Source organism: Allosphingosinicella deserti (genome assembly GCF_003012735.1).
In the GTDB taxonomy this organism is placed as follows: Bacteria; Pseudomonadota; Alphaproteobacteria; order Sphingomonadales; family Sphingomonadaceae; genus Allosphingosinicella; species Allosphingosinicella deserti.
Genome location: NZ_PXYI01000006.1, coordinates 205,572 through 219,407, shown reverse-complemented (window position 1 = coordinate 219,407; position 13,836 = coordinate 205,572). Strand labels below are relative to the sequence as shown.

Below are 13,836 nucleotides of genomic sequence, written 5' to 3'. Positions count from 1 at the left end.
TCAAGGTGCCTCCGCCGTCGATCCTCTCTGGACCAACGTATAAGCAAGTTCAGTGACTGCCGGTGCAGGCCGATCCCGGACGAGATCGATCAGCAGGCCGGCAGCGGCGAAGGCCATCTCATAGGCCGGCTGGCGGATCGTGGTAAGCGCCGGCCAGACGATCGCCGCGATCTGGCTGTCGTCGAAGCCGGCGACCGACAGCTGGCGCGGCACGTCGATGCCGAGCTCGTGCGCGGCCTGAACGACCCCCGCCGCCATGTCGTCGTTCGAGGCGAAGATCGCCGTCGGCCGCTTGCTTGCCGAGAGCAGGCGCCGGCCAGCCTCGTAACCGGACGCCGTGTCGTTGAAACCCTGCTCGATCGGCTGGTTCTCGCCGACACCGGCCGCGTCGAGCGCGGCCTGGTAGCCCTGGCGGCGAAGCCGGCTCGACGGATGTTCGGGGTGGCCCGCGACGAAGCCGATCCGGCGGTGGCCGAGATCGAGCAGATGCTCGGTCATGTCGTGGGCCGCCGCCTCGTCGTCCATGATCACGCAGGGGCCACCGCGGCTGGTATCGTCGGGCGCAAGTCGGACGAAGGGCAGCCGCCGTTCCTCAAGCGCCGAGATCAACGCCGCGTCGGACGAAAGCGGCGGCGTAACGACGAGGCCGTCGACATGGGTCTGGTCGATCATCGCCAGCACCTCCTCGACGGTTTCGCCGCCGAGATCGTTGCACGACTGGATGAACAGGCGGAGATGGGCATCGCGGCACCGTGCCATCGCGCCGCTCTGGACGTCGAACACATAATTGGCGCTGGGATTGTCGTAGACGAGACCGATGAGGTTCGAGCGCTTGCCGGCAAGGCTGCGCGCCGGCAGGCTCGGGCGATAGCTGAGACTGGCAATCGCCTCGCGCACCCGGCCGCGGGTTTCGGTGCGCACCCCCGGCTCGTCGTTCAGCACGCGCGACACCGTCTTGATCGACACGCCGGCGGCGGCAGCAACATCGTCGATCGTGGTGCGTGCCATCAGGCGGTTCCCGCCTCAGGCACGCTAAGACTGGATCCGCAAAGCTGGCGTTTGCCAACGGCGATCAGTGCCGCCGAAACGCACATCGGCGTCGGTAACGGGACACCGTTGCTCACCGCTTGGCCGCCGTTCCAGGAAAAGGCGGCCCGCTTACCGACGATCGAATTTCTTCCCACTCATCCCCCTGGCCTGTTTCGTTTCGTTCTACAGGATCGAGAGGCACCGGCAACCGGCACCTCCCCTTAAGGGTCAATTCCGCGGCACCCTGCGTGCTCCGGATCGGGGTCGAACCTTACTCCTGCCCGCAGCGTCCCTGCGGGCCGGCGGCGCTGGCGACACGGACGTCGGAAATCGAGAGAGTCAGCCGTCCGGCGGTGGCAAACGAGAACGGAATGGCGATCCGGCTCATGTCGACTCCAGCGGTCGCGAAGCAGCGCAGCGGGATCGCGACGCTGGCCCACTGCCCGACGGGCGCGGCCCGGAGCAGGCCGCCGATCGGGAGAGTGGCATTGTCCATGCCGATCGTCACGGGCGCGCTCGGCGCCGCGTCGACGCGGTAATCGAGGATCAGGCTGAGTTCGCCATTGGCCTCGCGCGTCAAGTCGATCGGCTGCGCGGCAAGGATCTGGGCGGCGGCCCAACCCTGTCCGCTCCAGGTGAAGCGGCGGGCATCTTCCTGCGCGCGGCGGTCGACGCCGGCGACGCGGAGCCGGCCGGTGCCGGTCGCGCCGGCATTGCCGGCAACCGGCGAGGCCGGGCCACCCTCGTCCCGAAGGCCGAGCGTCCAGCCGCCGGGCACCGTACCGCGGCCGAACAGCACGCCGTCGGCACCGGTGCGGGCACCTGCCGGTCGCTCCTCCGAAAGCGGTGCCAGATTGCCGGCATCGGCATAAGTGAGGCCGAAGCCATAGGCGAAGAGCGGGTCGTAATTGGTATCGCCGCGGTTCAGCGGGGACTGGTCGACGCGCTTCGGCCAGGAATACGAAAGCTTGCCCTTGAAGTCGTTGCGCGGCTTGCCGGCGGCATCGGCGAACAGGACGTCGGCGACACCGCCGCCCTCGGAACCCGGCAGGAACGCCGCGACGAACGCATCGGAGGCGTTGATCTCCGGATTGACCCACATAGGCCGACCCGAAAGGAACACCGCGACCACCGGAATGCCCGCCTTCTTGAGCTTCTGGAGAAGCTCCAGATCCTTCTTGTCGGCGGGGCTGTATTCGATCGTCGGGCGATCGCCGACGAACTCGGCATAGGGCTCTTCGCCGAACACCACGATCGCTGCATCGGGCTTGCTCTTGTAGCTGCCGTCCGTGCTCAGAGTGGCGGTGCCGCCGGCCGCCTTCACCGTCTCGGCGATGCCGCCGAAGATCGATTGGCCGTTCGGGAAATCCTTGTTGCTGATCCCGGTGCCCTGCCAGGTGATCGTCCAGCCGCCCGACTGCTTGGCGATGTTGTCGGCACCATCGCCGGCCACCAGGACGTTACGCTTGGGCGACAGCGGCAGCAGCTTGTTCTGGTTCTTCAGCAGCACCAGCGATTCCCGCACCGCCTGCCGGGCTACGGCGCGATGCTCGGGGGAGCCGAGGCGATTGAACTCGCCGGCCATCGGGCGCGCCGATGGCTTGGGTTTCTCGAACATGCCGGCGCGGATCTTGACACGCAGGATGCGGCGCACCGCTTCGTCGAGACGGGCCTGCGCGATCTCGCCGGAGCGCACCTGGGCAAGGGTCGAATCATAGAGGCCGCGCCAGCTGTCCGGCGCCATGTACATGTCGAGCCCGGCATTCATCGCCGCCGAGCAGGAGGTGTTGGAGCAGCCCGGCACCTGGCCGTGCGCGTTCCAGTCACCGACGACGAAGCCGTCGAAATTCATATCTTCCTTCAAGGCGACGGTGAGCAGATCGCGGTCCCCGGTCGTCTTCTCGCCGCGCACGGAGGAGAAGGACGCCATGATCGCCTGCACCCCGGCCTCGATCGCCGGCGGGTAGCCGGCGCCGTGAATGTCGCGCAATTCCTCGGGCGTGGATGGGTTGTCGCCCTGGTCCTTGCCGGCCGAAGTGCCGCCGTCGCCGACGAAATGCTTGGCCGACGAGATCACCTTGCCGGCACCGAGGAAACCCGGCGTGCCGGGGCGGCCCTGCAGGCCCTCGACCATGCGGCCGGCGTAGGAGCGCACGATCTCCGGATCCTCCGAGAAGCCTTCGTAGGAGCGGCCCCAGCGATCGTCGCGAACCACTGCGAGCGTCGGCGAGAAATCCCAGTCGATACCGGTCAGCGCCATTTCGGCGGCGGTGACCTCGCCGATCTTCTGGATGACATCCGGATTCCGCATCGCCCCGAGACCGATATTGTGCGGGAAGATCGTCGCGCCGACCACGTTGGTGTGGCCGTGAACGGCGTCCGAGCCCCAGATCGGCGGGATCTTCTCGCCGGCCCACTCAGCGCTCATCGCGGCGTCCCAGAAGGCATCGGCGAGCGCCAGCCACTCCCGGGCCGGTGCGGTCTCGTTGTTGCCCGGTGCCGAATTTCCGCCGTTTAGGATCGATCCGAATTTGTAGCGCCGCATGTCCGCGGGAGTGACCGAGGCGATGTCCGGCTGGATGGTCTGGGCGACCTTCTCTTCCACGCTCATTCCAGCGAGGATCTTCTCGACCCGCGCTTCCACAGCCGGATCGCGGGCGACTCCGCTCTTCACGCTCGGCCAGCGGACGTGATCCGCGGACGCGCTTTGCTGCGCCGGCGCATCCGCGGGGGCGGACGGCGCTGCCGGAGCCGTTTCCACGCCGCTCTCCGTCGTCGCCGCGGTGCAGGCGGCAGTGCCGAGCAGCAGCGCCAGCGCCAGCGCGCGAGTCCAGGCCTGGCCCTGTGCCGGGCGCACGTTAGCGGAAATCTTCATGGCAGTTCCTCAGTCATCCCCGTGGCCGGCGCAGTCGTGGCTCCTCGTGCGGATGGCCTTCGACAACCGGTTCGTCTGGGTCTGTATGTGACAACGCTGTCACCACGCAAGGGAGGAGGAGGAAGCGATGGAAACGGTTACAAATGAACCGTCCAACTCGCCACTGAACGTCATACCGCGCTGGCCGGGTATCCCGCGGGTGAAGAACGCCGACGCCCGTAGCGCGCTGAGATACCGGCCTTCGCCGGTATGACGGGGAAGGAAGGAAGGAAGGAAGGAAGAGAGAGAGAGAGAGAGAGAGAGAGAGAGAGAGAGCCGGGGATGCCGCTCTACCGCCCGGCCAGTGCCTTCAGCGAATAGATTGCGGCCTTGGCGGCGAAGGCCGGCGAGAGACTGTCCGCGACGGCGGCGCGCGCATAATGGGCGGCAGCGGGGAAATCGCCAGCGTCGGCCAATTCCTGCGCAAGCTTCTGCAAGGTCCAGGTGCGGTGCCGGCGCCCGGCCCGCCTCACTGCCGGATGACGCGCGAACAGGGCGGTCTTGTCGGCAACCCGGAGCTGCTGGAGGCGCTTCGCCGCCAGCGATAGGGCCGTCGTCATGTTGGCGGATTTGCTCGGATCGGGAATGTTGTGGCGGGAGACGATCGCAGGATGGTGCAGCATCGGCCCGGTCGCAGCGTCGATCAGGCGGATGTAGACGTCGCGGTCGCATTCCCAGCGTATCGCCTCATCCATCCCGCCGACCTTTTCCCACAGGCTTCGGCGCACGATCAGGCAGTTGAGGTGGCAGAAGCCTTCGACCGCCATCAGATCGTCGAGGGTAAGGCGCCAGCTGCCCTCCGCATCCGAGTCCCGGTCGCCAAGGCGCCCGGCAAGCTGGGAAAGCCAAAGATCCTCGCTGACGGCTTCGCCCAGCCGATATGCGCGCTGATTGGCCATGTAGAGCTCGGTTCGCGGCGCCCCGGCGATCGATCGTGCGGCGCGGGCGAGATGATCGGGATCGGTCCAGACGTCGTCGTCGTCGAGGATCGCCAGATACTCGCCGGTTGCACAGGCGGCGGCGACGTTCAACGAATAGCTCTGGCCGTGGCCGTTCGGGCGGCGAACCAGACGCTGATGGCGAAGCGTCACGGGCCGCGCCGCGGCCGCGGCGAGCGCCGAATCATAGTCCCGCAGATGGGCCGGATCGCTGCCGTCGTCGACGACGACGATTTCGAAATCCTCGAAATGCTGGGCAAGCACCGACGCGAGTGCCTCCCCGAAGAGAACGGGGCGGTCGCGCGTGGCGAGAAGGATCGAGAAGAGCGGCACGACCCTGCTCTTAACCGGCAAATCTTTAGAGGATGTATACCACGGGAGGGTTAGGCCGGCGCGGCATCGAAGCCGGGAGTGAGTGAAGTTGCGTCGAACCTGCGCGCCTCGATTGGGGCGGCCCTGATCATGCGCGCACTCGTCATCGGCGACGACACGCGGTCGTTCCTCGCCATCGTCCGCTCGCTCGGGCGCGCCGGCTGGGAGGTCGATGCCGCGCCTTATGATTTCTCCTCCGCGGCTCTCGCCTCTCGGTACATCCGCGAAATCCATCGGCTGCCGCCTTATTCGCTCTCCGCGGATCGATGGGTGGCGCGGCTGCAGGATCTGATCGGGCTGCAGAACTATAATCTCGTCATACCCTGCGACGATCGCGGCCTGATCCCGCTGCAGCGCCACGCCGCCTCGTTCGCCGGACCGGCGCTTGCCCTGCCCAATGAAGAGGCAATGGCGACCTTCTTCGACAAGGCGGAAACGCGGCGCCTGGCCGCGTCGCTCGGGGTGCCGATCGCCCCCGGCAAGCCGCTCGATGACCGTGACGATGCCCAGAGCCTCGAAGAGCGCTTCGGTCTCCCGCTCGCCCTGAAGCCGCGCAGTTCCTACACGCTCGGACAGGCCGGCGCGAAGGACTCGGTCCGGATCGTTCATGACGTCCCTCAGCTGCGTGAGACCCTCGCGGAGATCCGGGATCGCAGCACCTGGCTCGTCGAAGGCTTCTTCAGGGGCGAAGGCGTCGGTGTGTCGGTGCTGGCCGATCGCGGCGCGATCGTGCTTGCCTTCCAGCACTGCCGCCTCGCCGAAGCGTCAGAAACGGGCGGCAGTTCTTCGCGCATCGGTGAGCCGCTCGATGCGAGATTGATGGAGGCTGTTGCCGCGCTGGCGAAGGCAACGGCGCTGCACGGCGTCGCCATGTTCGAGTTCCGGCGGGCGCCGGAAAGCGGCCGCTTCATCCTGCTCGAGGTGAATTGCCGGTTCTGGGGCTCCCTCCCCCTCGCCGTCGCCTCAGGCGCCGATTTCCCGGCCGCCGCTGCCGCCCTTTACGTCGCTGGCGCGGCCGAGCCGGGCGCCGATATTCGCATCGGCCTCGTCCTGCGCGATCTCGGCGGCGAATATTATCGGGTGCTGCGCACGGCCTCGGCGGCGACATCTTCCGCAGGCAAGATCGGAAGGGCTGCGGTCGGCCTGGGGCGGCTTGCGCTCGCGCTTCCGTTCGGCCGCAAATTCGACAGCCATGCGGCCGACGATCCGGCGCCGTGGCATCGCCAGCGCGGACAAATGGCGCGAACCATCTTCGCCGCACTCGCCAAGCGCCTGACGTCGGCGTCGCGCCGTCGGCGGCGGGCGAGGGCGGCGCTGCGCCGGCTCCATGCCCGCGGACACGAGGGTCGGCGCGCCATCGTCATGTTGTGCCACGGCAATATCTGCCGCAGCCCGTTCGCCGAGCAGAGGCTGCGCGCCAAGGCGACCGCCGCGCGGCTTGATCTCGACATCGTCTCCGCCGGGACGATCGGGCTCGAAGGGCGGCGCTCGCCGGACCAGGCGATCTCGGCAGCGCGCGCCCTGGGAACTGATCTCGCAGGCCATCGCTCGCGCTTCCTGGACGTCGAGCAGGCCCGCGCCGCCGGCGCCGTGATCGTGTTCGACGATCGCAATGTCGACGAGCTCCACCGTCTCGGCCTCAATGGCGACATCAACCTGCTCCGCCTCCCCGATCTCACCGGCCGCGCCGAGATCGGCGATCCCTACGGCCACGGGCCCGAGGCATTCGCCCGTGTTTATGGCGAGATCGACGAAGCCGTGGACAGGCTGGTCGCCGGTATTCGCGGAGCCGCGCGATGACCAGGCCGCAGCTCGCGATCGTCGTCGACACGGAAGAGGAGTTCGACTGGACGAAGCCGTTCGCACGCGAAAATCGTGCGACCAGCAGCATTCCTGCGCAGGCCCTCATCCATGAGGTCTACGATCCGCTCGGCATGGTGCCGACCTATGTGATCGATCATCCGGTGGCGACCGACCCCCGGGCAGTCGATTTCCTTACGGGACTTCAGCGGACCGGGCGTGCCGAGATCGGCACCCATCTCCACCCCTGGGTCTCGCCGCCGCACGAGGAAGAGGTTACCCGGCGCAATTCCTATCATTGCAATCTGCCGGCAGCGCTCGAGCGCGCCAAGATCGTGACCTTGACGGAGACGATCGAGAGCGCCTTCGGTCGCCGTCCGACCGTGTTCAAGGCGGGCCGCTACGGTTTCGGCAAGAACACCGCCACGGTGCTGGCCGAGCTCGGCTATGCGATCGATTGCTCCTACGTCCCGTGGATGAACTTCGCCGAAGACGGCGGGCCCGATTACCGCAACACGCCCGATCAGCCCTTTTGGCTCGACGACGCGCAGAAGCTGCTCGAAGTGCCGCTGACCAGCGGCTTCTTCGGCCTGCTGGCCCATGCGGGACCAAAATTCCAGCGGGTGCTGAACAGCCCGCGTGCCGGAAGGCTGCGCGTGCCAGGGCTCCTCGCCCGCAGCGGACTGCTGGCGCGGTCGCGTCTGTCTCCGGAAGGCGTTTCCGCCGCCGAACAATGCCGGTTGCTTGATGCGATGGTCGGATCGGGCCGGCGGTTCTTCACCCTGACCTACCACTCGCCGAGCCTCGCCCCAGGCCACACCCCTTACGTCCAGAGCGGGGCCGACCTACGCGACTTCGTCGCCCGCATCGAGCAGGTCCTGCTCCATTTCCGCGACGTGCTCGGCGGCGAGTTCACCACCCTCACCCGGTATCGCGACAGCCTGATCGCAACAAGGGCGGCGGCGGCATGACCATCGGCCGCGCCACGCTCTATCGTTCCGCCTTTCTCGCCGTGGCGATGCAATGGGGCGTGCGCGCGATCGGCCTCATCTCGGTGGTGACGCTCGCGCGGCTGCTGCAGCCGAGCGATTTCGGCGTGGTCGCAATCGCCCTCTCGGCGGCGGCGTTCGTCGAACTGTTCGGATGGATCGGCCTGCGACAGGCCCTGCTCCGTGTGCCGGATCCCGACCGCTCCTATTACGACACCGCCTGGACGATCCAGCTCATCCTGTTCCTGGTTCTGGCGATCGCGATGCTCGCCATCGCGCCGCTGGCGGCGAGCTTCTACCGGATCCCCGCGGTGACCGGCATCCTCTGGGTGATGTCGCTGCGCATGGTTGCGCTTGCCGTTTCCAACATCGGCATCGTCGACTTCGAACGCGACATGACCTTCGGCCGCGACATGGCGATGCGGCTCGGAGTCCGCGTCGCTTCTCTGGTGGTGTCGCTGATCGCCGCGTTCGTGCTGCGCAATTACTGGGCGCTGGTGATCGGAATGGTGGCACAATCCATTTTCTGGATGATCGGCACCTACATCGCCCATCCGTACCGGCCGCGGTTCAGCCTCGCCCGACGGGTCGAGATCCTCGGCGTGTCGCTGTGGATGTTCGTGAGCACCTTCTCCGAATGGGTGCAAGCGCAGATCGAGCGGCTGGTGCTCGGCCGCTTCGCGATGCCGGCAACGATCGGCCTCTATTCGGTATCCAAGGACCTTTCGAGCATCTTTACCCAGGAAATCGCCACGGCCCTTAACCGGGTGACCTTCGTCACCGTCGCCCGCGGCGACGCCAAGGGCAGCGCCGGCGTCGCGACCGTGATCGGTGCTTATGCGACGGTAGTGGCGCCGCTCGCCGCCGGCCTGGTTGCGACCGCGCCGGATACGATCGCGGTCCTGCTCGGCGCCAAATGGCTGCCTGCGACGCCGCTGATGCGGATCATCGCCTTGTACACCGGCGTGCAGGCGGTGTCGTTGATGGTCGGCTCCGTCTTCCAGGCCTCGGGCCAGGCGCGGCGGGCGGCGCTGCTCAACATTGCCGGCGCCCTCCTTTCTGCGCTCGGCGTCGGCACCGCAGCCTATCTCTTCCGCAGTCCCGAAGCGGTCGCGATCGCCGCGCTTGGCGTCAACGCGACGATGCTCACCGTCGGCATCCTTCTGCTCGCCATCGATGCCAAGACCAGCGCAATCAGCCTTGCCGCAAACCTGCTCCGCCCCTTGCTCGCCGCCGCCGCCATGGCGTTCGTGCTGATGCGGCTGCTCGTCGTCGAGACCGGGCACCCCTTCCCCGATCTCCTGATCCAAGTGGCGATCGGGGCCGGAGTCTACGCGTCGTCGCTCTTCCTGCTCTGGCTGGCGTCGGGCCGCCCGCCTGGCGCCGAGCAGGAAGCGGCCTTGCTGTTCGGCTCGCTCAGGCGACGCTTCGCTTTCGGCCGCTGATCCGCCAGCACGCCGCCACGAAACGCACCTCTTCTCCCGCGACGAACGGCTCGAATGCGGCCCGGACGGCGTCGAGGGTCCGGGCACGAACTGCGTCCTCGACGGTCGGCAGCAGGCGCGCGATCGGGCCGAGCTGGGTGAAGTAGCGAACAAGGTCCGTCTTCGGCATCGTCAGGTCAAAGTCGATCGGCTGGATGTCCATGTCGCCCCAGCCGCCTTGTTCCAGGATGGCCCGCACCCGATCCGGGTCGGCAAAGCCGAACTGCCCCGGTGCCTCCGGATCTCGCGCCGGCAGCGCCGGTAGGAAGGGTGCCGCGGCGCGCTCCGCAGTGGTCATGAACGGATTGTCCTCCGGACTGCGCCAGGCGTACATCCGGAGCTCGGCATTTGGGCGCGCGGCATCGCGCAAGTTCGCAAAGGCGCGCACCGGATCGCCGAAGAACATCACGCCAAACCGGGACACGATCCGATCATATGCAGCCGCATCGAACGCGTGGCTCTGCGCATCGGCACGGATGAAGGCGGCGTCGACGCCCGCATGCGCAGCGCGCGCCCGCGCCAATTCGAGCATCGGTGCCGAAATATCGATGCCGGTGCACCGGCGACCGGCGCCGAGCACGCCTGCCATCGCGATCGTCGTCGCGCCGGTCCCGCAGCCGACGTCGAGCACCGAACGTGCGGGCGCTTCTCGGAGGGCCTGTGCAAGATCCTCCTCGATCGGCTTGAACAAGCGGTCGAGGAGGTCCTGCAAGGCGACCCAGGCCTGACCGGCGGTGCCGTTCCAGAGCGCGGCCTGTTCGTTCTCGACGCTTCGCGGTTCGGCCATTCTTCGTCTCCATACCTTGTCTGCGGATTGCGGAACGGGCATTCTGCCACTTCAAGCCGACTTGAGGTCAATAGGGTGCGGGATCTGGACATATCCGAGGTTGCGAAGCGCTCCAGCGTGCCCTGCTTCGACGCTGCGTTATTATGAGGAGAAGGGGCTGGTCGCGTCCATCGGGCGGCGGGGACTGAAGCGGCTGTTCGATCCCGGCGTGCTCGAACGGCTGGCGCTGATCGCGCTCGGCCGCGCCGCCGGCTTCTCGCTCGACGAGATCGGCAGCATGTTCGCGGCGGACGGAACGCCGCGGATCGATCGCGCCATGCTGACCGCCAAGGCCGACTCGCTCGACGAGACCATCCGCCGTTTGGCAATTCTGCGCGACGGCCTTCGCCACGCGGCGGCATGCCCGGCGCCGAGCCACCTGGACTGCCCGAAGTTCCGCCGAATTCTCAAGGGTGCGGCATCCAGGGCTCCGCACGCGCCGGCGAAATTCACGTGACGCAGGCGATGCTTTCGGCTGACATTTGCGGTTCCTTAACCATCGCCGCGCCAAGCTGGTGACCGCTCGGCAGGAGGCTCGCGTGTTCTATCGTCCCATTCCGCAATCGCAGATGCTCACGTTGCGCATCGTCGTGATCGCGACCCTGGACGTGCCGGCAACCTACCAGGTCGGGGCGCTGATGCGGCAATGCGCGAGCGTAATGCGCAACGAGTGCCGCGAAGCGAACCTGCTGGTCACCGAAGTCGACATGAAGATGGATCTGACCGGCACGCTCGTCGTCGGCAAGCACCTCACCAAGGATCGTCGGAGGATCGGAGTCGCCGTGACGGTGCGGGTACCGGCCATGGCGGTCGCACTCGAATTGCGGGACCGCTGCGAGGGCCGGGTGAAACGGGCGATCGCCGCAACCGGGATCACCGGGGCTGCGGCGCCCTATATCGCCGATGCCGACAACGGCATGCCCGCGCTGCCGACATTCAAATCGTAGAGCGTCAGTCGCTCTCCGCCTCGTCGAGCGAATAGCCCGCCGACCGCACCGTCCGAATCACGTCCTTCTCGCCGCCCTCGTTCAGCGCCTTGCGCAGGCGGCGGATGTGGACGTCCACCGTGCGCACCTCGATGTCGGCATCGTGCGACCACACCGAGTCGAGCAGCCGCTCGCGCGAGAAGACCCGGCCCGGATGCTCCATGAAGTGCCGAAGCAGCCGGAACTCCGTCGGCCCGAGCGCCACGGTACGACCGCCGCGGCGAACCTTGTGCGCCGAGACATCCATTTCGAGGTCGGCGAAGCTCAAAGAGCCGCCGGCAAGCGCTGGGCGAACGCGCCGGAGCACGGCGCCAACCCGGGCGATCAGCTCGCGCGGGCTGAACGGCTTGGTGACATAATCGTCGGCGCCGGTTTCGAGACCGCGGATCCGGTCCGTCTCCTCGCCCCGGGCGGTCAGCATGATGATCGGCACGTTGGCCGTGCCCTCGCGCCGCCGTAGGCGTCGGCAGACCTCGATCCCCGGCACCCCTTCTATCATCCAGTCGAGAATGACGACGTCCGGGGCCCGCTCCTCGGCGAGCATCAGCGCCTCGTCGCCATCCGTCGTATGCTCGACCTCGAACCCTTCCTTGCGGAAGTTGAACAGGAGCAGCTCTGACAGGGCCTTGTCGTCCTCGACGAGGAGCAAACGTCCGCGGTTCATTCTTTGTCCTTCGCCGCCGTCAGGATTTGAGTTCGCTGCCGTCCGGGCGGACCGGGCTGCAATCGTCGAGCGTCCCGAAAACCGGGTCTGAGGGATGACGGCGATTGTAGCGCGCCGATCCGTAAAGCGAGAGGCCGATGAAGACGGCGCCGACCACGCCGGTGATCACTTCGGGAATATGGAAGCGCGCCGACAGCAGCATCACCACGGCAAGTGCGATGATCGCCCAGAAGGCGCCATGCTCGAGATAGCGGTAATGGGCGAGCGTGCCCTTGTCGACGAGCATGATCGTCATCGAGCGGACGAACATCGCGCCGATGCCGAGGCCGAGCGCGATCACGAAGATGTTGTTCGACAGAGCGAACGCACCGATCACGCCGTCGAACGAGAAAGCGGAGTCGAGCAGGTTCAGGTACAGGAAGCCGGCCAGGCCCGATCGGGCGGCACCGCCGGCAATCGCATGCGCGTCCGGCTCGAGCAGTGAATTGACCGCTTCGACGGCGAGGTGGGCGAGGATGCCGAAGATGCCGGCGACGATGAAGGTCAGCGCCTCGCCCTCGCTCGGCAGCAGCTTCGACACGCCGTAAAGGCTCAGCAGGACGACGCCGATTTCGATCGCATGTACCGAGGCGAGACTTGCCAGGCGGCGTTCGATCAGGCCGATCCAGTGAATGTCCTTGTCCCGATCGAAGAAGAATTTGAGGCCGACCATCGCCAGGAACGCGCCGCCGAAGCCGGCGATTCCGACATGGGCACTCGTGATGATGCGCTCATATTCGGCGGGGTTGCCGGCCGCGAGCTTCAGCGCCTCGATCGGCCCCAGACGGGCGGCGATGGCGACGATCAGCAGCGGGAACACGATCCGCATGCCGAACACTGCAATGGCGATACCCCAGGTGAGGAATCGCTGCCGCCACACCGGCGACATTTCCTTCAGCACGGAAGCATTGACGACCGCATTGTCGAACGACAGCGAGACTTCAAGGATACTGAGGACGATCACGATCCAGAGCAGGCCGGCCGTGCCGACGACGCTCCCCGTCGTCTCCCAGCCGAGCCAGACGGCAAGCCCGAGGCAGACGATCGTGAACAGGAACGCGCCCTTGAAGTAGCTCAGCATCTCAACCTTTTCCCTGCAGGCACGCGTCGCGCACGGGTTGCAACGGGGCGCTCATAGTCGAGGATGCCTGCGCATCAAACCTTTGCGTGGAGGCCCGTCCCGCAACGAGGCGATCCGGACAGGGTCAGCCCTTTCGGACCGGCGCGATCACCAGACGGTCGATGATCGCGCCGACCTCCTCGCAATCCATGTCCGGCGCCTCGTCGAACCACCAGGCGAGGATGCCGAGCGTCGCGCGGACGGAATGGGTGATTGCGAGCCGGAACGGCAGACCGGGCGGGTCGGGCAGACCGGTGGTCTCGGCACGAGCCATCGATCGTTCGGTGAGGATGCGCCGCACCTGCGGTTCGGCGCCGCCGGCGAACAAGGCGCGGCAGATCGCCTTGCGATCGTTGATGAAACGGCAGAGCGCGATCGAGGCGCTGCGCGTGTCCTCGTCCCGCAAGGCCGGCAACATCGTCGGCAGGAGCTCGTCGATCAGCCGGTCGGCGGCGTCGAACAGCAAGCCTTCCTTGTCCTGATAGTGGCGGAAGAAGGTCGCGTAGCCGACGTCCGCCTTGGCGACGATGTCGGCCACAGTGATCGCCGAAAAGTCCCGCTCCGCGATCAATTCGAGCATGGCCGCGGCCAGTGCCGCGCGTGTCTTTCCAATCCTGGCGTCGACCACTCAGACCCGCTCCCAACAAGCTGCTTGCGCCGGCCATCCGGCCTACT

Annotated in this window: 12 protein-coding genes; 5 read left to right on the top strand and 7 right to left on the bottom strand. The window is 67.0% G+C overall.

The genetic code is table 11. From position 1 onward, the window contains the following. The 3 genes from C7I55_RS18545 to C7I55_RS18535 form a co-directional block, all read right to left on the bottom strand. Positions 1 to 1,008 carry a LacI family DNA-binding transcriptional regulator gene (locus C7I55_RS18545; RefSeq protein ID WP_199192910.1) on the bottom strand — a complete coding sequence of 336 codons (1,008 nt, stop codon included), beginning with the start codon at positions 1,006 to 1,008 and terminating at the stop codon, positions 1 to 3. A 292-nt stretch (positions 1,009 to 1,300) separates the two neighbouring features. After that, positions 1,301 to 3,904: a glycoside hydrolase family 3 protein gene (locus C7I55_RS18540; protein WP_106514506.1), complete on the bottom strand. Its 2,604-nt coding sequence runs from the start codon at positions 3,902 to 3,904 to the stop codon at positions 1,301 to 1,303. Positions 3,905 to 4,233: 329 nt separating this feature from the next. After that, positions 4,234 to 5,214, bottom strand: a complete 981-nt coding sequence (locus C7I55_RS18535; protein WP_158266494.1) for a glycosyltransferase family 2 protein — start codon at positions 5,212 to 5,214, stop codon at positions 4,234 to 4,236. A 78-nt stretch (positions 5,215 to 5,292) separates the two neighbouring features. Here C7I55_RS18535 and C7I55_RS18530 point away from each other — a divergent pair, with 78 nt between their 5' ends. The 3 genes from C7I55_RS18530 to C7I55_RS18520 are packed head-to-tail and all read left to right on the top strand — an operon-like array spanning position 5,293 to position 9,487. Next, positions 5,293 to 7,053, top strand: coding sequence for an arsenate reductase/protein-tyrosine-phosphatase family protein (locus C7I55_RS18530; protein ID WP_158266493.1), 1,761 nt, complete (start codon positions 5,293 to 5,295; stop codon positions 7,051 to 7,053). Further along, positions 7,050 to 8,024, top strand: a complete 975-nt coding sequence (locus C7I55_RS18525; RefSeq protein ID WP_106514503.1) for a polysaccharide deacetylase family protein — start codon at positions 7,050 to 7,052, stop codon at positions 8,022 to 8,024. Before C7I55_RS18530 ends, C7I55_RS18525 begins: the two co-directional genes overlap by 4 nt. After that, on the top strand, positions 8,021 to 9,487 hold the full coding sequence (locus C7I55_RS18520; protein WP_106514502.1) for an oligosaccharide flippase family protein: 1,467 nt from the start codon (positions 8,021 to 8,023) through the stop codon (positions 9,485 to 9,487). The genes C7I55_RS18525 and C7I55_RS18520 overlap by 4 nt, the downstream gene beginning before the upstream one ends. Here C7I55_RS18520 and C7I55_RS18515 read toward each other — a convergent pair. Continuing rightward, positions 9,459 to 10,313 carry a class I SAM-dependent methyltransferase gene (locus C7I55_RS18515; RefSeq protein ID WP_106514501.1) on the bottom strand — a complete coding sequence of 285 codons (855 nt, stop codon included), beginning with the start codon at positions 10,311 to 10,313 and terminating at the stop codon, positions 9,459 to 9,461. The genes C7I55_RS18520 and C7I55_RS18515 overlap by 29 nt on opposite strands. 100 nt (positions 10,314 to 10,413) lie before the next feature. Between C7I55_RS18515 and C7I55_RS18510 the strand changes: the two genes are divergently transcribed. After that, the gene (locus C7I55_RS18510) at positions 10,414 to 10,809 is read left to right on the top strand and encodes a helix-turn-helix domain-containing protein (protein WP_233222288.1); all 396 of its coding nucleotides are present in this window, start codon (positions 10,414 to 10,416) and stop codon (positions 10,807 to 10,809) included. Between the two features lie 82 nt (positions 10,810 to 10,891). After that, positions 10,892 to 11,299 (top strand): hypothetical protein, encoded by a 408-nt coding sequence (locus C7I55_RS18505; RefSeq protein WP_106514500.1) that lies wholly within the window; start codon positions 10,892 to 10,894, stop codon positions 11,297 to 11,299. 4 nt (positions 11,300 to 11,303) lie between these two features. On the opposite strand, the gene phoB is transcribed toward C7I55_RS18505, so the two are convergent. The 3 genes from phoB to C7I55_RS18490 all read right to left on the bottom strand — a co-directional run bounded on the left by phoB (position 11,304) and on the right by C7I55_RS18490 (position 13,789). Further along, the gene (gene phoB / locus C7I55_RS18500; RefSeq protein WP_106514499.1) at positions 11,304 to 12,002 is read right to left on the bottom strand and encodes a phosphate regulon transcriptional regulator PhoB; all 699 of its coding nucleotides are present in this window, start codon (positions 12,000 to 12,002) and stop codon (positions 11,304 to 11,306) included. Positions 12,003 to 12,021: 19 nt separating this feature from the next. Continuing rightward, positions 12,022 to 13,122 (bottom strand): DUF475 domain-containing protein, encoded by a 1,101-nt coding sequence (locus C7I55_RS18495; protein WP_106514498.1) that lies wholly within the window; start codon positions 13,120 to 13,122, stop codon positions 12,022 to 12,024. 124 nt (positions 13,123 to 13,246) lie between these two features. Then, positions 13,247 to 13,789, bottom strand: a complete 543-nt coding sequence (locus tag C7I55_RS18490; RefSeq protein ID WP_146151071.1) for a TetR/AcrR family transcriptional regulator — start codon at positions 13,787 to 13,789, stop codon at positions 13,247 to 13,249. Positions 13,790 to 13,836 lie beyond the last annotated feature (47 nt).

Excerpts from the sequence above, each read along its gene's own strand:
- C7I55_RS18515 (WP_106514501.1), bottom strand. The coding sequence starts at position 10,313 with ATGGCCGAACCGCGAAGCGTCGAGAACGAACAGGCCGCGCTCTGGAAC.
- C7I55_RS18520 (WP_106514502.1), top strand. The coding sequence starts at position 8,021 with ATGACCATCGGCCGCGCCACGCTCTATCGTTCCGCCTTTCTCGCCGTG.
- C7I55_RS18525 (WP_106514503.1), top strand. The coding sequence starts at position 7,050 with ATGACCAGGCCGCAGCTCGCGATCGTCGTCGACACGGAAGAGGAGTTC.
- C7I55_RS18540 (WP_106514506.1), bottom strand. The coding sequence starts at position 3,904 with ATGAAGATTTCCGCTAACGTGCGCCCGGCACAGGGCCAGGCCTGGACT.
- C7I55_RS18495 (WP_106514498.1), bottom strand. The coding sequence starts at position 13,122 with ATGCTGAGCTACTTCAAGGGCGCGTTCCTGTTCACGATCGTCTGCCTC.
- C7I55_RS18545 (WP_199192910.1), bottom strand. The coding sequence starts at position 1,008 with ATGGCACGCACCACGATCGACGATGTTGCTGCCGCCGCCGGCGTGTCG.
- phoB (WP_106514499.1), bottom strand. The coding sequence starts at position 12,002 with ATGAACCGCGGACGTTTGCTCCTCGTCGAGGACGACAAGGCCCTGTCA.